Origin of the sequence: Pseudonocardia alni, from assembly GCF_002813375.1 — a bacterium.
Lineage (GTDB): Bacteria > Actinomycetota > Actinomycetes > Mycobacteriales > Pseudonocardiaceae > Pseudonocardia > Pseudonocardia alni.
Map to the genome: position 1 here is coordinate 558038 of NZ_PHUJ01000003.1, position 20808 is coordinate 578845.

The following is a 20808-nucleotide window of genomic DNA, read 5'->3' on the forward strand; positions in this document are numbered from 1 at the left end:
TCACCGTCGTCACACGGGCCGCACGGTGGGATGGCTCGGTGAGCACGACTGCCTCGACCGGTCCGGACCCGATCACCCCCGCCCGCGACGCCGAGCGGCTCGAGCGTGCGGTGCTCGAGGTGAAGCGGGTGATCGTCGGCCAGGACCGCCTCGTCGAGCGGATGCTGGTGGGGCTCCTCGCGAAGGGGCACCTGCTGCTGGAGGGCGTTCCCGGCGTCGCGAAGACCCTCGCCGTGGAGACCTTCGCGACGGTCGTGGGCGGCAGCTTCTCCCGGCTGCAGTTCACCCCCGACCTGGTGCCCGCCGACATCCTCGGCACCCGCATCTACCGGCAGGGCCGCGAGGAGTTCGACGTCGAGCTCGGTCCGGTCGTCGCGAACTTCGTGCTCGCCGACGAGATCAACCGCGCGCCGGCCAAGGTGCAGTCGGCGATGCTCGAGGTGATGGCCGAGCGCAAGCTCTCCCTCGCCGGTCGCGACCACCCGATGCCCGACCCGTTCCTCGTGCTCGCCACCCAGAACCCGATCGAGAACGAGGGCGTCTACCCGCTGCCCGAGGCGCAGCGCGACCGCTTCCTGTTCAAGCTGATCATCGAGTACCCGGGCGTCGAGGAGGAACGGGAGATCATCTACCGGATGGGGTCCACCCCGCCGGTGCCCTCCCAGATCCTCACCCCCGAGGAGCTGGTCCGGCTGCAGCGCACCGCGGCGGACGTGTTCGTGCACCACGCCCTGGTCGACTACGTCGTGCGGCTGGTCGTCGCGACCCGGCTGCCGTCCGAGCACGGCCTGTCCGACGTCGCGTCCTGGATCGCCTACGGCGCCTCGCCACGTGCGTCGCTGGGCATCGTGTCCGCCGCCCGCGCGCTGGCCCTGGTCCGCGGCCGGGACTACGTGCTCCCGCAGGACGTGCTGGAGGTCGCCCCGGACGTGCTGCGCCACCGCCTGGTGCTGTCCTACGACGCGATCGCCGACCAGGTGCCGGTCGACCACATCGTCACCCGGGTCCTGCAGACCGTGCCGTTGCCGCAGGTCAGCGCCCGGCCCGGGGGAGGGCCCGAGGGCGCGTCGACGGCGTGGCCGTCCGCACCGGACGCCGGCCAGGGCCCGGCGTGACGGCGGGGTCCGCCGACCTCGTCCGGCTCGAGGCCTCCCTGCGGACCCTGGAGCTCACCGTCCGGCGCCGGCTGGACGGGCTGCTCCAGGGCAACCACGTCGGTCTGCTGCCCGGGCCCGGCACCGAGCCCGGTGACGCGCGGCCCTACCAGCCCGGCGACGACGTCCGCCGGATGGACTGGTCGGTCACCGCCCGCACCACCGCGCCGCACGTGCGCGAGACCGTCGCCGACCGCGAGCTGGAGACCTGGGCGGTGGTCGACCTGTCGCGCAGCATCGACTACGGAACCGCCCGCACCGACAAGCGGCACCTGGCGCTGGCCGGGCTCACCGCGGTCGCCCAGCTGACGACCGGCGGCGGGAACCGGCTCGGCGCCGTCGTCGCGAACGGGGAGTCGACGCAGCGCCTGCCCGCCCGCGGCGGCCTGGCGCACGCCCGCGGCCTGGTCCGCCGGGTCGCGACGATGCCGCCGGCACCCGAGGGCACCCGCGGCGACCTGTCCGGTGCGCTCGACGAGCTGCGCCGCCCGCCGCGCCGGCGCGGGCTGGTCGTCGTGGTGTCGGACTTCCTCGGCGAGCCCACCTGGGAGCGCTCCCTGCGGGCGCTCTCGGCCCGCCACGAGCTGCTCGCGATCGAGGTCGTCGACCCGCGGGAGCTGGAGCTGCCCGACGTCGGGACCGTCGTGCTCGCCGACCCCGAGACCGGGCGCCAGCGCGAGGTCGACACCACGCCGCTGCTGCGCCGCGAGTTCGCCGCCGCCGCCTCCGAGCACCGCGACCGGGTGGCCACCGCGCTGCGCCGCTGCGGGGCCGGGCACCTGACCCTGCGCACCGACACCGACTGGGTGGCCGACATCGTGCGGTTCGCCGTCGCGCGCAAGCACGCCGCTGCTCCGCGGAGGCTCGCGTGACGTTCACCGCCCCCTGGTGGCTGCTCGGGTTGCTCGTCGTCGCCGCGCTCGCGGTGGCCTACGTGTGGCTGCTGCGGCGGCGCCGTCGCGACGTCGTGCGGTTCACCAACCTGGAGCTGCTGGAGTCGGTCGCCCCGAAGCGGCCGGGCCGGTGGCGGCACCTCCCGGCGATCGCGCTGATCGCGGCGCTGGCGGTGCTCACCGTGGCGCTCGCCGGGCCGCAGGCCATGGCGAAGGTGCCGCGCAACCGGGCCACGGTGATGCTGGTGATCGACGTGTCGCTGTCGATGAAGGCCACCGACGTCGCCCCGACCCGGCTCGCCGCCGCGCAGGCCGCGGCCAAGCAGTTCGCCGACCAGCTGACCCCCGGCGTCAACCTGGGGCTGGTGTCCTTCGCCGGGACGGCGGCGGTGCTCGTCTCGCCCACGACCGACCGCAGCGCGGTCAAGAACGGCGTCGACAACCTGCAGCTCGCCGAGTCCACCGCGACCGGTGAGGCGATCTTCACGGCGATGCAGTCGATCGACACCTTCTCCCGCTCGCTGCAGGGCGGCCCCGACGCGGCGGGTGTGCCGCCACCGGCGCGGATCGTGCTGCTCTCCGACGGCACCCAGACCGTCCCGGGGCCGGACGGGGAGACCGAGCCGCGCGGCTCGTTCACCGCGGCCGCCGAGGCGAAGAACCGCGGCGTGCCCGTCTCGACGATCTCCTTCGGCACCAGCTACGGCACGATCGAGCTCGACGGCGGGCGCACCCCCGTCGCCGTCGACGACGCCTCCATGGAGCGCATCGCGCAGCTCTCGGGCGGCCGGTTCTTCACCGCCGCCACCGAGTCCGAGCTGCGCGCGGTCTACTCCGACCTGTCCGAGGAGCTCGGCTACGAGGAACGCGAGGTCGACGCGAGCAGGCCCTGGATGATCGGCGGGTTCGTGCTCCTGATCGGCGGGCTCGGCGCGGGCATCCTGCTCGGCAGGCGACTGCCGTGAGGGTGATCTCCGCTCGCGGGTACCGGCCGGTAGTGCGTTAGGTTCACCCCCCGTGGGACGTAGCGTGCTCGTGACCGGAGGAAACCGCGGCATCGGCCTGGCGATCGCACAGGCGTTCGCGGCCGAGGGCGACCAGGTGGCGGTGACCTACCGCTCCGGGAAGGACGACATCCCCGGCGGGCTGTTGCCGGTGCACTGCGACGTCACCGACGCCGAGTCCGTCGACGCCGCGTTCACCGAGGTCGAGGCCGCACACGGCCCGGTCGAGGTGCTGGTGTCCAACGCCGGCATCACCGACGACGGGCTGCTCATGCGGATGGCCGAGGAGTCCTTCACCAAGGTCGTCGACGCCAACCTCACCGCGGCCTACCGGGTCGCGAAGCGGGCCTCGCGCGGGATGCTGAAGGCCAAGAAGGGCCGGATGATCTTCGTCTCGTCGGTCGTGGGCCTCTCCGGCTCGGCCGGGCAGGTCAACTACGCCGCCTCGAAGTCCGGGCTCGTCGGCCTGGCCCGCTCGGTCGCCCGGGAGCTGGGCAGCCGCGGCATCACCGCGAACGTCGTCGCCCCCGGGTTCGTCGACACCGACATGACCCGCGCGCTGCCCGAGAAGCGGCGCGAGGAGATCCTGGGGACCATCCCGCTCTCCCGCTACGCCGACACCGGCGAGATCGCCTCGGTCGTGGCCTTCCTCGCCTCGCCCGGCGCCGGCTACGTCACCGGAGCGGTCGTCCCGGTCGACGGCGGCCTGGGCATGGGGCACTGAGCGAGGTCCGCGGAGCGGACATCGACGCCGTGCCCACCGGCCCGGGCACGCAGAACTCTCGAAAGGACGTCATGGGACTGCTCGACGGCAAGCGGCTGCTGATCACTGGTGTGATCACCGACGCCTCGCTGGCCTTCCACTCCGCCAAGATCGCCCAGGAGCAGGGCGCCGAGGTCGTGCTCACCGGTTTCGGCCGGATGCGGCTGGTCGAGCGGATCGCGATGCGGCTGCCGAAGCCCGCACCGGTCGTCGAGCTGGACGTGTCGGACCAGGAGCAGCTGGACTCGCTCGTCGAGCGGGTCACCCCGCACCTGGGCGACGAGCCCCGCCTCGACGGCGTGCTGCACTCCATCGGGTTCGCCCCGCCCGGCGCGCTCGGCGAGGGCGCGTTCCTCAACGCGCAGTGGGAGGACGTCGCCACCACGATCCAGGTGTCGGCGTACTCGTTGAAGTCCCTGGCGATGGCGTGCAAGCCGCTGCTCGGCCCGGGCAGCTCGATCGTCGGCATGGACTTCGACAACCGGCAGGCGTGGCCCGCCTACGACTGGATGGGCGTCGCGAAGTCCGCGCTGGAGTCGGTCACCCGCTACCTGGCCCGCGACCTGGGCCGCGACGGCATCCGGGTCAACCTGGTCGCCGCCGGACCGGTGAAGACGATGGCCGCCAAGTCGATCCCGGGTTTCTCCGCGTTCGAGGACGTGTGGGACAAACGTGCCCCGCTCGGCTGGGACATGAACGACCCGGTGCCGGTCGCCAAGACCGTGTGCGCCGCGCTGTCGGACTGGATGCCGACCACCACCGGTTCGATGATCATGGCCGACGGCGGGGTGCACGCCGTCGGCGTGTGAGCCGGTACCGGCCCGCGCGCGTCGGCGCGGGCCGGGGTCGATAATCGGGGTCGTGCCCGAACAGTTCGACGCGATACTGCTGCTCAGCTTCGGCGGCCCCGAGGCCCCCGACGAGGTCCGCCCGTTCCTGGAGAACGTGACCCGGGGGCGCGGGGTCCCGCCGGAGCGCCTCGACGCCGTCGAGGAGCACTACCAGCACTTCGGCGGGGTCTCGCCGATCAACGCCCGCAACCGCGAGCTGGTCGCGGCGATCGCCGCGCGCACCGAGCTGCCGGTGTACTTCGGCAACCGCAACTGGCGGCCCTACGCCGAGGACACCGTGCGCGAGATGGCCGAGGCCGGCGTCGAGCGGGCGCTGGTGTTCGCGACCAGCGCCTACGGCGGCTACTCCGCCTGCCGCCAGTACCACGAGGACATCTCCCGGGCCCGGGACGCGGTCGGCGACGCGGCCCCCGAGCTGGTCAAGCTGCGCCACTTCTACGACCACCCGGACTTCGTGCGCGCCAACGCCGACGCCGTGCGGACCGCGTGGGCCCAGCTGCCCGAGGACCGTCGCGAGGCGGCGCGGCTGGTGTTCACCGCGCACTCCATCCCGACCTCGGCCGACGCGGCCGCCGGGACCCCGGCCGACGGCGGGCACCGCTACTCCCGCCAGGTCGGCGAGGCCGCGGCGCTGGTCGCCGCCGAGGTGGGCGTCGACGAGTTCGACGTCGTCTGGCAGTCCCGCTCCGGTCCGCCGCAGGTGCCGTGGCTGGAGCCCGACATCGTCGACCACATCGACGACCTGCACGCCAAGGGTGTGCCCGCGGTCGTCGTCGCGCCGGTCGGGTTCGTGTCCGACCACGTCGAGGTCGTGTGGGACCTCGACAACGAGGCGGCCGAGCGTGCCGCCGAGCACGGCATGGGCTTCGCCCGCGCCGCCACCGCCGGACCCGACCCACGCTTCGCCGACATGGTGGTCGAGCTCGTGCGGGAACACTCCGACGGCGTGCCCGCCCGGCGGCTGGGCACCGGCCCGTCCGCCGGGTGCACCCGCAACGGGGCGCCCTGCGCGGTCGACTGCTGCGTGCCGCAGCGGCGGCCCGCCCGGCCGAGCTGATCAGCGCCGACGCACCCGGGCCAGATGGGCGGGGACCTCGACCCTGGTCCCGGCCGGCTCGCCGTAGGACCCGGCCAGGCAGGCGGTCACGACCCCCGGTAGGAGGCCGGTCCGACGGTCTCCACCGTCGGGAGATTCCGGGCGACCCGACCTCGTTCGAGGTCGTGCTCCCGGGCCGAAATCGACGATCCGGTAACCGTTTGTCCGTATTCTTGTGATTCGTGCTCACATGGGGTGAGGTTCGGCTCCATGACCTCCGTACCGACCACGGCACCGCCGCAACCCGGCGTGCTCGAGAGCATCGAGCTGTCCATCAACTCGGTGTTCGACCCGATCTCGACCGGGCTGTCGAACATCGTCTTCTACGAGGTGACCGTCCTCGGTGCCGACTTCCCGCTGATCGTGGGCTGGCTGATCCTGGCCGGGGTGCTGTTCACCCTCTACTTCGGGTTCGTCCAGTTCCGCAGCATCGGCCTCGCCCTGCGGATCGTCCGTGGCCGCTACACCCGGCGCGACGAGCCGGGGGAGATCACCCACTTCCAGGCTCTGTCCTCCGCGTTGTCGGGCACCGTCGGTCTGGGCAACATCGCCGGCGTCGGTGTGGCGGTCACGATCGGTGGTCCCGGCGCGACGTTCTGGATGATCGTCGCCGGGCTGCTCAGCATGGCCACCAAGTTCGTCGAGTGCACCCTCGGCGTGAAGTACCGCGACGTGCACCCCGACGGCACCGTGTCCGGCGGTCCGATGCACTACCTGCGGATCGGTGTCGCCGAGCGCATCCCCAACGCGTTCGGCCGCGGCCTGGGCAAGGTCCTGGCCGCCGGTGCGGCGGTGATGATCCTCTTCTTCGGCGTCGCCGGCGGGAACATGTTCCAGGCCAACCAGACCTTCGCCCAGCTCCGCAACGTCACCGGCGGCGAGACCGGTCTGCTCGGCAGCGGCGGCGCCGCGTTCGTCTTCGGTCTGCTGCTGGCCGCGCTCGTCGGGGCGGTCGTGTTCGGGGGCATCAAGTCCGTCGGTGCGGTCACGGGTCGTCTCGTCCCGGCGATGGCGATCGTCTACGTGACCGCCTGTCTCCTGGTGATCGCCGTGAACATCGCGCAGGTCCCGACGGCGTTCGGGCTCATCCTCTCGGGAGCGTTCTCCGCGGAGGGCGTGGTGGGCGGTGCGCTCGGCGCCATGATCGTCGGTTTCCAGCGGGCGGCCTTCTCGAACGAGGCGGGCCTGGGCTCCTCGCCGATCGCGCACTCGGCGGTGCGGACGAAGAACCCGGCCACCGAGGGTTACGTGGCCCTGATCGAGCCGTTCGTCGACACCGTGGTCATCTGCACGATGACCGCGCTGACCATCGTGATCGCCGGTACGCCCTTCTGGCAGCAGGCCCAGGCGACCGCCTTCGCCAGCGGCGGCTCCGACGTGGCCGACGGCGTGCTCGTCACCTCCGACGCGTTCGCCACGGTGCTGCCGTGGTTCCCCTACGTGCTCGCGGTCGCGGTGTTCCTGTTCGCCGTCTCCACGATTATCACGTGGGGCTACTACGGGCAGAAGGCCTGGACCTACCTGTTCGGCAGGAACATGGTGTCCGAGCGCGTCTACCAGGTGATCTTCTGCTTCTTCGTGGTCGTCGGCTCGGTGCTGACGCTGGGCAGCGTGCTCGACTTCGCCGACGCGGTGCTCTTCCTGCTCGCGTTCTTCAACATCCTGGGCCTCTACGTGCTGGCCCCGGTGGTCAAGAAGGAGGTCCGGGAGTTCCGTGCGAAGCTCGCCTCCGGCGAGGTCGCCGAGGTGGAACCGTCCGAGCGGGCGATGCTCTGACCCGTCGCGTGGGCCCGGTCAGACCCGGGCCCACGCCCGGGCGAGCAGCTCGTAGGACCGCAGGCGGTCGTCGAGAGTGGGGGCGACGGTCTCGACGACGAGCTCGTCGGCCTCCGCGGCCTCGACGATCGCGGCGAGACGGCGCGCGACGGCGTCCGCCCGGCCGACGACGCGGGTCCGCAGGCGGTCGTCCAGCGCGACGTGCTCGTCCGGGTCCAGCGGGGGGAGACCGGCCCGCTCGTCGGCGGTGGGGTAGTGGTGCGCGCCCGCGTCGAGGGCGAGCCCGCGCAGCCAGACGTCGTAACCGGAGCCCAGTGCGGCGGCCTCGTCCTCGGTGTCCGCGGCCAGCGCCGACACCGCGATCGCGACGTGCGGGCGGTCCCGGTAGGGGCCCGGTACGAACCGCTCGCGGTACAGGTCGATCGCCTCGAGCACGGTGGTCGGCCGGGAGAAGTAGGCGACACCCATCGGCAGCCCGTTGCGCGCGGCGTACTCGGCGCTCTCGCCCGCACCTGCCGCGTGCACCCAGACCTGCGGGGTCACGGCGTCGAGCAGGTCGACCGGCGTGCCCTGCAGCCCCGGCTCCTTGCCGGCGAGCAGGCGCAGGAGCTGGTCGCAGCGTCCGGTGAAGGTGCCCAGGCCGCGTTCGAGCAGCCGGGCCTCGACATGCGGGCGGTCGTGGTCGAGCCCGACGGTGCGCGGCGTGCGCGCGGCGACCGACCGGCCCAGCCCGAGGTCGGTGCGGCCACCGGACAGGGCGGACAGCAGCGTCGCGTCCTCGGCCAGGCGTAGCGGCGGGTGGTAGGCGACCAGGGTGGCGGCGACGCCCAGCCGGATGCGTCCGGTCCGGGCCGCGAGGTGCGAGAGCAGCACCATCGGGCTGGTCGATCCGAGCGCCGGGTTGAGGTGGTGCTCGCCGACCCAGTAGCGCAGCATGCCGAGCGACTCGACGTGGCGCGCGAGCACGATCGCGTCGGAGACGACGTCGGTGGCGGTTCCGCCGGGCCGGACCGGGTTCAGGTCCAGGCACGACAGCGGGATCGTGGACAGGGTGCACTCCTGCGACAGGCGGGGTGCACGGAGTCGGCACCGGGATCGCTCGAATCTAGAGCCGCTGCGGACAGGGGGTCAACGTGTCGGGGGTCGAAGCGCCGCGACTCACGTTGTCAAGGAATCATTGACGCCGACGTGCGGTCAACCGAGCAGCGACACCCGCCGGCTGCGGAGCCGGGGGAGAGGAGACCGGCTCGCGCTGTCGGGCCGGAACGGCCGTGACCGGGCCGGCCGTTCCGGCGGTACCCGGCCGGCGCGAATCATCAGGCGGTCCGGTCCGGTCCGGTCCGGTCCGGTCCGGTGCGAGGCCGGGGGCGCGGGTCTGGCCTCGGCTCCCCGGCCCGGCCGGTTGTCGACGCCCGTGCCCGTGTGTCGTCAGGACACGTGGGCGTGCCGCCGGGAGTGGACGGGTTCTCACGTCGATCGCGTCCAGGGCGGAGGCGAGGGCCGTGAGGACGAGCGGCCGCCGGCGGCCCCCGGCTCGGCGTGACGTCGCAGTCTTCACAGTCAATGAAACATTGACGCGGACGAATCGTCGACGAAACGACGACCACCGAACCGCCCGGATCCGGAGAGGCCGGCGCCGGCCGGGGAGGATCCGGTGGCCCGGCCCGGTGGCCGGTGTGCGGCGCGGTGCAGACCCCGGGTCAGCGGGGTCGGTCGGCGGCCCGGTCGAGCGCATCGACGACGGCGTCGGTGAACGCCCCGGCGCCGCCGTGCCCGGCGTCGTCGATGATCCGCAGCTCGCTGCCCGGCCGGCGCCGGTGCAGGTCCCAGGCGATGTCCGGGGGGCCGCTGACGTCGTACCGGCCGTGGACCGGGGTCCCGGGGAGCCGGGTCACGCCGCGGGGAAGATCCGGCGCATGTCCTCGGTGACCCAGCGGACCTCCCGCTCGGTCGTCGTGGTGACCGCGGCGAGGACGAGCGCGTCGACGCGCTGCGGGTGGGCCTGGGCGTAGGCGAGGGCGAGGGTGCTGCCCCACGAGCCGCCCCGCACGACCCAGGAGGGGACGGCCAGCAGCTCGCGGAGCCGCTCGATGTCGTCGACGAGCAGCTGTGTGGTCTGGGTGCGCCCCAGGTCGACGCCCGGGTCGGAGGCGAGTGGCCTGCTGCGGCCGCAGCCGCGCTGGTCGAGCAGCACGATCCGGTACCGCTCGGGATCGAAGTACCGGCGTGTCCCGGCCGAGGCCCCCGATCCGGGCCCGCCGTGCAGGTGCAGGGCGGGTCGACCGTCGGGGTTGCCGCAGGTCTCCCAGTGGAGGGCCTGGCCGTCGTCGGTGGCGAGGGTTCCGGCGTCGTGGGGCTCGATCGGCGGGTGGAGGGGCACGGCTACAGACCTGCCAGCAGGGCGGCGGAGTTGTCCTCCCAGGCGTTGTCGATGCGGATGTAGGCGCCGACGGTGGCCAGGGAGCGGTGCCGGGTCTGGTGGGCGATGGCCCGGTCGGAGGCGCCGCGCTGGTGGGCGTAGGTGACGTGGCCCGCGCGCAGGGAGTGCGCCGACCAGGGGCCGGGGCCGATGTCGGCACGGGCCACCGCGCGCTGGACGATCTCGTTGACCGACTCCGGGTGCAGCGGCCGGTCGGTCACCCGGTTGCCGCGGGTGACCTTGCGCAGCACCGGGCCCTCGGTGATCCCGGCTGCGTCGAGCCAGGTCCGCAGCGCGGTGACCGGGCAGCGTGCGGACCGGTGCGCGTGCGGGAGGACGACGAGCTCGGGCTCGGTGCCGTACGGGTTGGTCTTGGACCGGGGGATCGACAGGACGCGGCCGCGCGGGTGGTCGGCGACGTCGGCGACGGTGAGCGCGGCCAGCTCGGAGCGGCGCAGCGCGGAGAAGAACCCGACCAGCAGCAGGGCCCGGTCGCGCAGGCCGGCGAGGTCGTCCTCACCCGGGCGGGTCGCGTAGCTGCGCGTGGTGGGGCAGGCGTCGACGACGTCGTCGAGGTCGGGGGGCATCAGCGGCCGGGCCTGGACCGGCGGGGCGCCGTGGGTGCGGCGGATGCCTTCCCAGACGGCGGTGACGCGGCGGGCGTCGGTGGGGTCGGGCAGGTCGCGCATGACGTGCACGAACCGGATCGAGGACAGCCGGCGGCTGATGGTCCCGACCTTCGCCCCGGCCCCGGCGAGCTCGGTGATGTAGCCGGACAGCGCCTCGGGGGCGGCAGGCAGCGCCTCGTGCCCGTGCCGGGCGCACCAGCTGCTGAACTCCCGCCAGTCCGAGGCGTAGCCGCGACGGGTGTTGGCCGACCGGGCGGCCGCGACGTAGGCGGCCTCCTGCTCGGTCAGCGGGAGGTCCACCTGCGGCGCGAGCAGCTCGGCGCCGGGGACGCCGGTGGGGGCGGGGTCGGTCACGGGGTCATCCTCCCGGTCCCGGTGCCCGCGCCGTGATCACCACGCCCGGGCCGGTCCGCTCGTCGGGGTGCAGGAGGAGCTCGGCCTCGGGGTGCAGCCCGGCCCGCCCGAGGAGGTCGCGCAGCTGCTCGGGCCGCCACAGGTGGGTGGTCCAGCGGACGGGCACGCCGCCGTAGCACTCGGTGCGTTCGAGCTCGCCGTCGCCGACGTGGGTCGCCATGATCAGCCGCCCACCGGGGGCGAGGGCGCGGGTGAAGGAGGCCAGGACGTGCGGCAGGACGTCGCGGGGCAGGTGGAACAGCGACCACCAGCCCAGGACTCCGGCGAGCGAGGCGTCGGGGACCGCCAGCCCGGTGGCCGAGCCGACCGAGAACCGGCAGTGCGGGTACAGGCGCCGGGCGTGGGCGATCATGGCGGGGGAGAGGTCCATCCCGGACGCGTCGACGCCGCGGTCCACGAGGTGGGCGGTGACCTGTCCCGGCCCGCAGCCGACGTCGAGGACCGGCCCGCGGCCCGCGACGGCGTCGGCGAAGGTGTCCATGGCGGCCCGGAGCCAGGGGTGGGTGCGGACGTCACCGAGGCCGGTGGCGACGACCATGTCGACGTAGTTGTCGGCGACGCGGTCGTAGGAGTCGCGGACGGCGTCGAGGTCGGCGGGGCGCGGGACCGGGGGCACGGTCAGTGCCCGACCGCGGCGACGACGAGCAGTGCGGCGGCGAACGCCGCCGTCACCACCCGGCCCTGCCAGGTCCGCGGGCGCAGTCCCCACCCGACCCGCTCCGGCCCGAACCACGGTGTCCTGCCCATCGCTGCTCCTTTCGCCCGGTTCCCGGCCAGGCTATCGGCGGTGATCGTGGCCCGGGCCTGCGCGGCTACGCTCGGCCTCCTCCGCCGCCGGGAGGGCCGGCTCCAGTACTTCCTCCAGCGGGGCCGACCCTGCGCTGCTGCGCACCGAGCAGGAGGCCTGTCCGGGGACTCCCTCGACCGGACCCCGGTGTACCGGCAGCTCCGGACCCAGTGGTCGGCCTACGTCGGGGGAGTGGCCGGGCCCGTCCAGCACCTGGATCTGCCCGCCCGCCGGCCGGCGGGGAACAGCCACATGCCGATGACGGACACCGACAGCGACGTGGTCGCGGCGATGGTCGCGGAGTGGTTCGGCGCCTCCGCTCCGGCCTGACCGCGCACCCTCCACCGCCTCGGCGGTCCCTCTCCACGACGGTGCCCCGTGTGCTCCCGCGCGCCCCGGCGTCGGTCGGCGCACCCGTGGCCCGGACAACCCGGGATTCTCTGCATTATCCCGTGTTGTTCTAGTTCGAAAATAACTGACCTAAAACCCCGTATCAGTTGCTGAAACCTGAACCGGTAGCATGGCTGGCGTGACAGACACGGTGGTGCGGTGCGGATACAGCCGGTGCCGGGCGGAGCTGCCCCCGCCCGGGCCGCAGGGCGGCCGTCCGCGGTCGTTCTGCCGGGACACCCGGTGGGAGCAGGGGCGGACGTGCGCGCAGATGGCCCGCGCCGAGCGGGAGGCCCTCGGTGCTCTCGGCCTCGACACCGGGACCGGGGCGTTCGCGCTCGACGCGGACCGGCTCCGCGAGCACGTCGGCGCGCTTGCCGGGCCGGTGGCCGAGCTGTCCGGGGCGCTGACCGCTGTGCTGGACCGGCTCGACGAGATCGAGCGCGACGCCCTGGCCGCCACCGAGTCAGCCCGCGCGGGCGCCGCCGAGTCCGACGCCGCCCGTCGACAGGCCGACACCGCCCGGGAGACGGCCGAGCGCCGGGCCCGCGAGGCGGACCGGGCCGCGACCGAAGCCCGGCAGGAGCGGGCCGAGGCGGTGACCCGGGCCGAGGAGGCCGCCGCCACCGCGCTCGCGGCGACCGAGGCCCTCGGAGCGGCGCGGCAGCAGGCCGCCGACGCCGTCGCCGCCCGGGACGCCGCCGTCGCCGACGCCCGCGAGGCCCGGGACACCGCCGCGACCGCCACCCGGGACCGGGAGGCCGCGGTACTCACCGCCCGGACCGCCGAGCACGAGCGCGACGCCGCCCTCGCCCGCGCCGACGCCGCCACCCGCGACCGGGACCGTCTGGACGCCGACCTGACGGCGCTGCGGGCCGACCACGCCGCGGTGGTCGCCGATCGGGCGGGTCTGGTCGAGACCGTCGTCGAACAGCGCAGCCGGCTCGCCGCGCAGCACGACCTGCTGACCGAGGCCCGCGCCGTCGCCGAGGGGCTGCGCGCGCAGCACGAGAACGCCCGCACCGCGGCCGAGGAGCTGACCCGCCGGCTCGACGACACCCGCCGGGAGCGGGACGGGCTCGCCGCGGAACGGGACCGGCTGCGCGCCACGGCACCGGAGCCGGGCCCGGCCCGGATGCACCCCGACGACCTCGCGGCCCTCGCGGCCGCGGTGCGGGGGTGAGGCCCGGCGGCCGGCGACCGGGACGGCCGGGCTGCTGGAACTGACCACTGCGCTGGAGCTCGCGACCGGGTGACGGTGCTGGTGCCGGCCCTGTTCGCCGTGCTCGCGCACGGCTGACCTCAGCCGCCCGGGACCGCCCCGGGACGGGTGGTGGCCCGCGGCGGTGTGCACACGGTGCCCGCCGCCGGCAGTGTGGTGTCGAGCAGCGTGGCCTCCACCGCGGCGTCGACACAGGGGTCGGTGCCGTACGAGCCGTGCCCGACACCCTCACGGGTCAGCAGGACCGCCCGGTCCAGTGTGTCGGCCGTCCGCTCCGCCCAGGTGTGGGGGGTGACCGGGTCGAGCCGGCCGCCGACCACCAGCGCCGGCGGGGCGCCCGCGCCGGTCAGCGGCGCGGTGACCCGGTCGGTGTTCGGCGCGGGCCACACCGCGCAGGCCAGCGCGCTGTAGGCGGCGCGGGTGCCGATCCGCGGTGCGTGCCCGACCGCGCGCTCGGCGGCCGCGGTGTGCGCGGCGACGTCGGCCGGGGTGGTCCAGTCCGCGCAGCGCACCGCGGTGTGCTGCTCCTGCGTCGCGGTCGGGACACCGAACGGCGAGACCGTCAGGGTGCGGTACAGCAGGTGGGTGAGGGTGCCGTCGCCCTGCTGCGCGGTCGTCAGCGCCGTCGTCAGCACCGGCCAGAGGGCGCGGTCGCCCGCCGCGCCGCGGGCGGTCTCCAGCAGCATCGCGCCGTCGACGACGCCGGCCGGGGTGAGACCCTCCACCGCCCGGGCCGGGGCGGGGCTGCGTTCCAGACCGGCGACGAGGGCGTCGAACGCGGCGGCCGGGTTCCCGTCGCCGAACGGGCAGGCAGCGGTGCCCTCCGCGCGGCAGGTGTCGAACCAGGCGTCGAGGGTCCGCTCGCTGGCGACGGCGACCTCGTCGAGGAACTCCAGGGAGTCCCCGGTCCACAACGTGGTGTCGACGGGCGCGTCGAGGACCATCTGCCGGACCCGGTCCGGGAACAGGGTGGCGTACATCGGGCCGACGACGGTGCCGTAGGAGATGCCGTAGTAGGTGATCGTCTCCTCACCGAGCGCGGCGCGGAGCCGGTCCAGGTCGCGGGCGACGTTGTCGGTGGACAGGCTCGCCAGGAACGCCGGGGTCCGGTGCGCCGCACAGCCCTCGGCCAGCGCTCTCGCCTCGGCGAGCAGCGTCGGCAGCGGGGCACCGCCGGGGACGGCGGGGTCCGCGGCGGTGCTCGCGGCGGCGTCGGCGCGCTCGGCGTCGCTGCGGCACCGCACCGCCGACGAGGCGCCGACGCCGCGTGGGTCCATCGCGACGACGTCGAAGCGCGCCAGCACCTCCGGCCCGAACGTGCCCGGCACCCCCGGGGTGGCGGGCATCGCGCGCAGCGTGTCGGTCGCGGCGACCCCGGGGCCGCCCGGGTTGAAGAACAGGGTGCCGATCCGGCGCTGGGGATCGGTGGCACGGTGCCGCATCACCGCGAGGGCGATGCGGGGGCCGTCGGGGTCGGTGTACTCCTGGGGGACCTCGAGGGTGCCGCACTCCAGGCCGGGACCGCACCCGGTCCAGGTGACCGGGTCGGGCGGTGGGACGGCGGGTGCGGCGGGTGCGGCGGCGGCGCAGCCGGTCAGGGTCAGGGCGACTACGGCCGCGAGGACGGCGAGGGGCCGGAGGAGTCGGTGCAGGGCGTGCATGCGGTGGAGTCTGGAGCGGCCGTCCGGCCGTCCGGATCCGTCCGGGGGAGAGTTCTGGCAGGCCGGGGTCCGTCCGAAGGATGAGCGCGGCCGGGTCGTGGGACGGAGGCGTCCGCGCCGGTACGGGCCCTAGCCTCGGCGTCATGACCGATGTCGCGGCGTACCGGCGGTGGGTCGTCGACGGCCTGGTGGTCGTGGTGACGGCCCTGATCGGGCTGCTCATGGTCCGGTTGCGGGTGGTGTCGTCGCCGGAGGGGCCCGAGGTGCTGCTGGGTGTCGACGTCGTGGCGGGGATGCTGGCCTGCGTCGCGCTCTGGTGGCGGCGCCGGTACCCGCTGCCGGTGGCCGTGGGCATCGTCGTGCTGTGCACGTTCTCCGAGGTCGCCTCGGTCCCGGGGCTGGTCGCGCTGTTCGCGGTCGCCGCCCGCTGCCCGGCCCGGCTCTCGGCCGCGGTGTTCCTGGGCAGCGTCGCGTCGTTCGCGGTGTACTACTCCTGGCGGCCTATGCCGGAGGCCCCGCTGTGGCTGCTGGTCGGGGCGCTGGTGGCGGGACACGCGGCGGTGTTCGGCTGGGGGCTGCTCGTGCGCAGCCGCCGGCTGCTGGTCGAGTCGCTGCGCGAGCGGGCCGCGATGGCCGAGTCCGCCGCGGCGCTGCGGGCCGAGCGCACCGCGCACGAGGCGCGGGAGGCGCTGGCCCGGGAGATGCACGACGTGCTCGGGCACCGGCTGTCGCTGCTCAGCGTGCACGCGGGGGCGCTGGCGTTCCACCGCGACGCGCCGGCGGAGGAGACCGCGCGGGCCGCCGAGGTCGTGCGGGAGAACGCCCACCGCGCCCTGCAGGACCTGCGGGAGGTCATCGGGGTGCTCCGGGCGCCGGTGGGGGAGCTGCCGCTGCCCGGGATCACCGACGTCGGGGAGCTGCTCGAGGAGACCCGCCGGACCGGGACCGCGGTCGTCCTGCACGACGGGCCCGGCGTGACCACCGGGGAACACCCGGTGCCCGAGACCGCGGGGCGCACCGCCTACCGGCTGGTGCAGGAGGCCCTCACCAACGCGCGCACGTACGCGCCGGGTGCCCCGGTCACGGTGACGGTGACCGGCGGGGCCGGGGACGGGCTCGTCGTCGAGGTGGCGAACCCGGCACCGGCCCGGCCCGCCCGCGCCGACCGGCCGGCGGCCGGGCAGGGGCTGCGGGGGCTGGCCGAGCGGGCGACGCTCGTCGGGGGCCGGCTGGACCACGGCCCGACCCCGGACGGCGGGTGGCGGACCGGGATGCGGCTACCGTGGCCGTCGTGACCGCCTCCGACCCCGTCGCGGTGCTCATCGTCGACGACGACCCGGTCGTCCGCTTCGGACTGTCGATGATGCTGCGCGGCGCCGACGGCCTGACCGTGGTCGCCGAGGCCGGGGACGGTGCCGAGGGGGTCGCGCTGGCCGAGCGGCACCGGCCCGACGTCGTGCTGATGGACATCCGGATGCCGGGCACCGACGGGCTGACCGCCACCGAGACGCTGCGCCGCCGCCCCGGCGCGCCGCAGGTCGTCGTGCTCACCACCTTCGACGCCGACGCCCACGTGCTGCGCGCGCTGCGGGCCGGCGCCGCCGGGTTCCTGCTGAAGGACACCCCGCCCGACGAACTCGTGCTCGCCGTCCGGCACGCCGCCGCGGGCCGTCCGGTGCTCTCGCCGGAGGTGACCCGCCGGCTCATCGACCGGGTCGCCGAGACCGACCGGGACAGCACCCGGGCCGCGGCCCGGCGACGGCTGGAGTGCCTCGCCGAGCGGGAGCGCACCATCGCCCTCGATCTCGGCGCGGGCCGGTCCAACGCCGAGATCGCCGCCCGTCACCACATCAGTGTGGCGACGGTGAAGACCCATGTCTCGGCGATCCTGACCAAGCTGGACCTGAACAACCGGGTCCAGGTGGCGCTGCTGGTGCACGACGCCGGGTTGTCCCCGCCGGTCTGACGCGGCGTCAGCCGGGCGGCTGCCCGGGGGCCGCCTCCAGCTCGTCGAGGCGGGAGCGCAGCCGACGGAGCTCGGCGAGGAGTTCGGCCCAGGTGGCCGGGTCGGGGGCGCCCGGCCCGGCGGGGTCGGGCTCGTCGTGGCGGGCGGCCTCCGTACGGGACCGCTCGATCTGCTCGGTGAACCAGCTGGCGATGGTCGCGGTCACGGTGCCCAGCACGGCGATCCCGGCGATCATCAGGCCGGCCGCGACGAGCCTGCCCTCGGTCGTCACCGGGTAGCGGTCGCCGTAGCCGACGGTCGTGATCGTGGTCAGGACCCACCACAGGGCGTCGGCGAAGGTCGTGATCGTTGCGTCGGGCACGTCGCGTTCGGCCTCGTAGACGCCGAGTGCCGCGACGAACCCCAGCAGCGACACGGTGACGACGAGGTAGGCGCTCACCCGGCCGCGCAGGTCGTCCCGCAGCGTCCGGGTCAGCACCGACACCGCGCCGACGAGCCGGACCAGGCGCAGGAACCGCAGGAACGGGGCGAGCAGGACCAGGACGTCGAGGGGGTTGTCGAGCAGGAACCGCCACCGGTCGCGGGCCAGCCACAGCCGGATCGCGACGTCGGCGACGAACACCGCCCACAGCACCCACAGGAGGGTCTCCAGGGCCCGCCACGCCGGCGCCCCGGGGCGGGTCAGCAGCACCTCGCAGGCGTAGAGCAGCAGGAACCCGGCGGAGAGCACCGTCAGACCGACGTCGGTCCGTGCTTCCCACGCCCGCAGGCGTGGTTCCGGTCGGGGCGCGGCACGCGTCATGGGCGGAGACTACGAGGCCGGGACACCGCGGGGCGGTCCGAACCGGAACGCCGGGTGCGACCGCTCGCGGGTCGCGCGGGCGGCGAACCCGTCCAGGAGGCTCGACGTCGCCGTGCTGGGGTTTCCGCACGCCCCGCCCGACGGCCTCGACGGACGGGTGCTGGTCGAGTCCCCACTGGTCGCGGCGGTGGCGGCGGTGGCGGCGGACGACCCGTTCGCCGGTCGGGCCGCGGTGACCCTGGACGAGCTCGCGGCCCGGCCGCTGATCTGCCTGCCCCGCGGGCACGGCCTGCGCGCCGCGCTGGACGCGGCGCCGGCGGCCCGGTCGCTCACCGCGCGGGTCGGGTTCGAGTCCGGCGCGATGACGCTGCTGGTGCGCCTGGCCGCGCGCGGGGCGGGGGTGGCGGTGGTCCCGGAACCCGCGCTCGGCGCGGCCGGGGTGGTGGCCCTGGCCCGGCCGCCGGTCGCGGTGCCGATCCCCCCCCGGAGATCCGGACGCGGCTGCACCTGGTGTGGCGCTCGGGCGGGCCCGGCGGACCGGCGGCGCAGGCGCTGCTGGAGTCCCTGCTCCGGTGACGCCCGGCGCGGGGATCAGCGGGGGACCGACACCAGGACCCGGACGGCCTCGGCGACCGCGGCGCGCCGCGCGACCCGCACCGCGGTGGCGATGGGGCGCAGCGCGTCGGAGCGGGCGACCGCCGCCGACGCCGACAGCGCGCCGCCGGGCTCGTCGCCGGAGGCGGCGGACAGGATCGCGTCCACCTCGTCGGCCTGCTGCAGCACCCGCAGCGCCTGCGGGGGCATCCCGCCGGGCCACAGCGCCTGCGGGCGGCGGCGCAGCCAGGCCGCGATCTCCTCGCGCACGCCGGGCCGGTGCCGGGCCACGCCCAGGTCGGTCAGCGCCGCGGCGGCGGCCCGCACCTGGCCGCGCAGCTCCCGTTCGGCCTCGTTCAGCGCCACGTACTCGGGGACCGGGCCGGGGTCGGCGACGGCGTGCGCGGTCCAGCGGACCACCCCGTCGGCGATCGGTGACGGCACGACGCCGAACCCGGCGTCGGCGAACAGCACGCCCTCGCCCGCGGTGATCGCGGCGTCGGAGAACGGGCCCGGGCCGGGCAGGCCGCGCACGTCCCCGGGGGCCGGCAGCACCAGCCGGGCCTGCCCGCGCGGGGCGCCGCGGCGGACGGCGGCCAGCAGCATCGCCGTCGAGGTCGGCGCCGATCCGGGTCCGGGCAGTCCGGTCGTGGCGGCGGTGACGTCGTCGGCGGCGAGCACGTCGTGCGCCTCCGACCACGGCGCGAGCGCGTCGAGGACGTCGTCGGGTGCGGCGGACCCGGCCAGCCAGGCCGAGGCCCACACGGCGAAGGTCGTGGAGGCACAGGACACGGCGGTCAGGCTAACGGCCCGTCCGGCGTCGCACACCCGGCACGTGGGTGACGCAGCGCTACGAGGGTCACGCTGTGCGTGACCACCGCAGTGTGGGCGTGTCGTGCCGCGGTCACCGACCGGCGTCGACCGATACTGGCTCACCATGAGCCGGACCCACGATTACCGGGGCATGTTCGACACCGCGGGCACCCGTGCGCCGCGGGAGAGCCGGGTGACCGAGGTCGCCGCCGAGCCGGGCCTGGTCGTCGAGGACCCGGCCAGCGGTTTCTGCGGTGCCGTGGTGACCGTCACCGGCTCGGAGGTGACGCTGGAGGACCGCTTCGGCGGCCGGCGGATCTTCCCGCTGCGCCCCGCCGGATTCCTGTACGAGGGCCGCCCCGCGACGCTGGTGCGGCCGCAGGCCGCCCCCGCGGGCCGCACGTTGTCCGCGTCCGGCTCGGTGCACGTCGCGAACCTGAAGGCGCGCACCGCGCGCGCCGCCCGGATCTGGGTCGAGGGCCTGCACGACGCGGCCCTGGTCGAGCAGGTGTGGGGGCACGACCTGCGCGTCGAGGGCGTGGTCGTGGAGCCGCTGCACGGCGTCGACGACCTCGCCGCCGCGGTCCGCGACTTCGCCCCGGGCCCGCACCGGCGCCTCGGCATCCTCGTCGACCACCTGGTGGAGGGCACGAAGGAGACCCGCCAGGCCCGCGAGGCCTACCGGGCGACCCGCGACGCGCAGCAGCACGTCCTGGTCACCGGCCACCCCTACGTCGACGTCTGGCAGGCCGTGAAGCCCTCGGTCGTCGGGATCCGCGAATGGCCGGTGATCCCGCGCGGCACCGACTGGAAGACCGGGGTCTGCGCGGCGCTGCGGTGGGGCGAGCCCGCCGACGGCGCCCGCCGGGTGCTCGGCGCGGTCCGCAGCTACCGCGACCTGGAGACCCCGATGATCGGCGCGGTCGAGCGCCTCATCGACTTCGTCACCGCCGAGGGGGACTGACCCCGACACCGCGGGCGGAGTCCGGCACCGGCCGGTAACGATCGGGCCAAGCGGTGCGGAGCATCCCGACGAAACGCCGACGGGGAATCGGACATTCTGGCACCCTGGGGCCCATGGATCCGGCACTGATCTGGCTGCTCATCGGTCTCGTACTGATCGGCAGCGAGGTCGTGTCCGGGGAGCTGTTCCTCGTCATGCTCGGCGGCGGCGCACTCGCCGCGGCGGCCGGGGCCGCACTCGGGTTGACGCTCCTCCCGGCCGCCGGGGTGGGCGGCGCCGTCGCGGTACTGCTGCTGCTGGCCGTGCGACCGGTGGCGAAACGCAGGCTGGCCGAGCACATGGGCACGCTCGATCGCCACCAGGACCGGTTCGTCGGCGCCTCCGCCGAGGTCGTGCAGCGCGTCGACGGCGAGCGCGGGCAGGTGCGGATCGGACGTGAGGTGTGGTCGGCGCGGTCGATGGACGGGGTGGAGGTCCTCGAGGCTGGCGCCACCGTCACGATCCTGCAGGTGACCGGGGCGGCCGTGCTCGTCACCGGTCGGGGGGAGCTACCGCCGTCCTGACCGCCACCGCGGCGGGACGGCCACGACGCCCCGGGGAATCCGGGGCG

22 protein-coding genes and 1 pseudogene are annotated in these 20808 nt (G+C 75.1%); 14 read left to right on the plus strand and 9 right to left on the minus strand.

Features of this window, described 5'->3' with window-relative positions; all coding sequences use genetic code 11:
* Positions 1-38 precede the first annotated feature (38 nt).
* From ATL51_RS03805 to ATL51_RS03835, 7 genes are all read left to right on the plus strand, one after another.
* Entirely contained in the window at positions 39-1115 is a 1077-nt protein-coding gene (locus ATL51_RS03805; protein ID WP_073574777.1) for an AAA family ATPase, read from the plus strand.
* Positions 1112-2026 carry a DUF58 domain-containing protein gene (locus tag ATL51_RS03810; RefSeq protein WP_073575296.1) on the plus strand — a complete coding sequence of 305 codons (915 nt, stop codon included), beginning with the start codon at positions 1112-1114 and terminating at the stop codon, positions 2024-2026. The genes ATL51_RS03805 and ATL51_RS03810 overlap by 4 nt, the downstream gene beginning before the upstream one ends.
* Entirely contained in the window at positions 2023-3012 is a 990-nt protein-coding gene (locus ATL51_RS03815) for a VWA domain-containing protein (protein ID WP_100877684.1), read from the plus strand. The genes ATL51_RS03810 and ATL51_RS03815 overlap by 4 nt, the downstream gene beginning before the upstream one ends.
* A 52-nt stretch (positions 3013-3064) precedes the next feature.
* Positions 3065-3775: a 3-oxoacyl-ACP reductase FabG gene (fabG, locus tag ATL51_RS03820; RefSeq protein WP_073574779.1), complete on the plus strand. Its 711-nt coding sequence runs from the start codon at positions 3065-3067 to the stop codon at positions 3773-3775.
* Positions 3776-3846: 71 nt separating this feature from the next.
* Complete coding sequence (fabI, locus tag ATL51_RS03825; RefSeq protein WP_073574780.1) at positions 3847-4623, plus strand: enoyl-ACP reductase FabI; 777 nt, start codon at positions 3847-3849, stop codon at positions 4621-4623.
* A gap of 52 nt (positions 4624-4675) precedes the next feature.
* Complete coding sequence (locus ATL51_RS03830) at positions 4676-5722, plus strand: ferrochelatase (protein ID WP_100877685.1); 1047 nt, start codon at positions 4676-4678, stop codon at positions 5720-5722.
* 249 nt (positions 5723-5971) lie between these two features.
* On the plus strand, positions 5972-7537 hold the full coding sequence (locus tag ATL51_RS03835; RefSeq protein WP_100877686.1) for an alanine/glycine:cation symporter family protein: 1566 nt from the start codon (positions 5972-5974) through the stop codon (positions 7535-7537).
* Positions 7538-7555: 18 nt separating this feature from the next.
* Here the strand turns inward: ATL51_RS03835 and ATL51_RS03840 are convergent, their stop codons facing one another.
* From ATL51_RS03840 to ATL51_RS29245, 6 genes are all read right to left on the minus strand, one after another.
* Entirely contained in the window at positions 7556-8605 is a 1050-nt protein-coding gene (locus tag ATL51_RS03840; protein WP_083658223.1) for an MsnO8 family LLM class oxidoreductase, read from the minus strand.
* Positions 8606-9237: 632 nt separating this feature from the next.
* Positions 9238-9432 (minus strand): hypothetical protein, encoded by a 195-nt coding sequence (locus tag ATL51_RS28855; protein ID WP_208622911.1) that lies wholly within the window; start codon positions 9430-9432, stop codon positions 9238-9240.
* A complete protein-coding gene (locus ATL51_RS03845; RefSeq protein WP_208622912.1) occupies positions 9429-9917 on the minus strand; it encodes an alpha/beta fold hydrolase in 489 nt (162 codons plus the stop codon). Before ATL51_RS03845 ends, ATL51_RS28855 begins: the two co-directional genes overlap by 4 nt.
* A 2-nt stretch (positions 9918-9919) precedes the next feature.
* The gene (locus tag ATL51_RS03850; protein ID WP_100877687.1) at positions 9920-10939 is read right to left on the minus strand and encodes a site-specific integrase; all 1020 of its coding nucleotides are present in this window, start codon (positions 10937-10939) and stop codon (positions 9920-9922) included.
* A gap of 4 nt (positions 10940-10943) precedes the next feature.
* Complete coding sequence (locus tag ATL51_RS03855) at positions 10944-11615, minus strand: class I SAM-dependent DNA methyltransferase (RefSeq protein WP_301548873.1); 672 nt, start codon at positions 11613-11615, stop codon at positions 10944-10946.
* A gap of 2 nt (positions 11616-11617) precedes the next feature.
* Complete coding sequence (locus ATL51_RS29245; protein ID WP_301548874.1) at positions 11618-11746, minus strand: hypothetical protein; 129 nt, start codon at positions 11744-11746, stop codon at positions 11618-11620.
* A 187-nt stretch (positions 11747-11933) separates the two neighbouring features.
* On the opposite strand from ATL51_RS29245, the gene ATL51_RS27995 reads away from it, so the two are divergent.
* Together ATL51_RS27995 and ATL51_RS03865 are read left to right on the plus strand one after the other, a co-directional pair.
* On the plus strand, positions 11934-12116 hold the full coding sequence (locus ATL51_RS27995; protein WP_157818215.1) for a hypothetical protein: 183 nt from the start codon (positions 11934-11936) through the stop codon (positions 12114-12116).
* 199 nt (positions 12117-12315) lie between these two features.
* Positions 12316-13359, plus strand: coding sequence for a coiled-coil domain-containing protein (locus ATL51_RS03865; RefSeq protein WP_301548875.1), 1044 nt, complete (start codon positions 12316-12318; stop codon positions 13357-13359).
* Between the two features lie 119 nt (positions 13360-13478).
* Here ATL51_RS03865 and ATL51_RS03870 read toward each other — a convergent pair whose 3' ends face one another.
* Positions 13479-15059, minus strand: a complete 1581-nt coding sequence (locus ATL51_RS03870; RefSeq protein ID WP_100877690.1) for an alpha/beta hydrolase — start codon at positions 15057-15059, stop codon at positions 13479-13481.
* Between the two features lie 143 nt (positions 15060-15202).
* Here ATL51_RS03870 and ATL51_RS03875 point away from each other — a divergent pair, with 143 nt between their 5' ends.
* Positions 15203-16354: a sensor histidine kinase gene (locus tag ATL51_RS03875; protein WP_100877691.1), complete on the plus strand. Its 1152-nt coding sequence runs from the start codon at positions 15203-15205 to the stop codon at positions 16352-16354.
* Positions 16351-17025, plus strand: coding sequence for a response regulator (locus ATL51_RS03880; RefSeq protein ID WP_073575300.1), 675 nt, complete (start codon positions 16351-16353; stop codon positions 17023-17025). The genes ATL51_RS03875 and ATL51_RS03880 overlap by 4 nt, the downstream gene beginning before the upstream one ends.
* A 7-nt stretch (positions 17026-17032) precedes the next feature.
* On the opposite strand, the gene ATL51_RS03885 is transcribed toward ATL51_RS03880, so the two are convergent.
* Positions 17033-17827 (minus strand): potassium channel family protein, encoded by a 795-nt coding sequence (locus tag ATL51_RS03885; RefSeq protein WP_100877692.1) that lies wholly within the window; start codon positions 17825-17827, stop codon positions 17033-17035.
* On the opposite strand from ATL51_RS03885, the pseudogene ATL51_RS29810 reads away from it, so the two are divergent.
* Positions 17826-18266, plus strand: a pseudogene (locus tag ATL51_RS29810) (LysR substrate-binding domain-containing protein); the annotation flags it as partial. The gene ATL51_RS03885 and the pseudogene ATL51_RS29810 sit on opposite strands and share 2 nt — an antisense overlap.
* A gap of 152 nt (positions 18267-18418) precedes the next feature.
* Here ATL51_RS29810 and ATL51_RS28865 read toward each other — a convergent pair.
* Positions 18419-19213 (minus strand): hypothetical protein, encoded by a 795-nt coding sequence (locus ATL51_RS28865; RefSeq protein WP_073574789.1) that lies wholly within the window; start codon positions 19211-19213, stop codon positions 18419-18421.
* A 145-nt stretch (positions 19214-19358) separates the two neighbouring features.
* Between ATL51_RS28865 and ATL51_RS03895 the strand changes: the two genes are divergently transcribed.
* Both ATL51_RS03895 and ATL51_RS03900 read left to right on the plus strand, forming a co-directional pair.
* Positions 19359-20198, plus strand: coding sequence for a DUF3097 domain-containing protein (locus ATL51_RS03895; protein ID WP_208622914.1), 840 nt, complete (start codon positions 19359-19361; stop codon positions 20196-20198).
* Between the two features lie 113 nt (positions 20199-20311).
* Positions 20312-20761: an NfeD family protein gene (locus ATL51_RS03900; RefSeq protein ID WP_073574791.1), complete on the plus strand. Its 450-nt coding sequence runs from the start codon at positions 20312-20314 to the stop codon at positions 20759-20761.
* Positions 20762-20808: the final 47 nt, after the last annotated feature.

Bases quoted from the DNA above. Each gene is read 5' to 3' on its own strand.
- fabI (WP_073574780.1), top strand. From the start codon at position 3,847: ATGGGACTGCTCGACGGCAAGCGGCTGCTGATCACTGGTGTGATCACC.
- ATL51_RS03835 (WP_100877686.1), top strand. From the start codon at position 5,972: ATGACCTCCGTACCGACCACGGCACCGCCGCAACCCGGCGTGCTCGAG.
- ATL51_RS29245 (WP_301548874.1), bottom strand. From the start codon at position 11,746: ATGGGCAGGACACCGTGGTTCGGGCCGGAGCGGGTCGGGTGGGGACTG.
- ATL51_RS03870 (WP_100877690.1), bottom strand. From the start codon at position 15,059: ATGCACGCCCTGCACCGACTCCTCCGGCCCCTCGCCGTCCTCGCGGCC.
- ATL51_RS03875 (WP_100877691.1), top strand. From the start codon at position 15,203: ATGACCGATGTCGCGGCGTACCGGCGGTGGGTCGTCGACGGCCTGGTG.
- ATL51_RS03885 (WP_100877692.1), bottom strand. From the start codon at position 17,827: ATGACGCGTGCCGCGCCCCGACCGGAACCACGCCTGCGGGCGTGGGAA.
- ATL51_RS03895 (WP_208622914.1), top strand. From the start codon at position 19,359: ATGAGCCGGACCCACGATTACCGGGGCATGTTCGACACCGCGGGCACC.
- ATL51_RS03900 (WP_073574791.1), top strand. From the start codon at position 20,312: ATGGATCCGGCACTGATCTGGCTGCTCATCGGTCTCGTACTGATCGGC.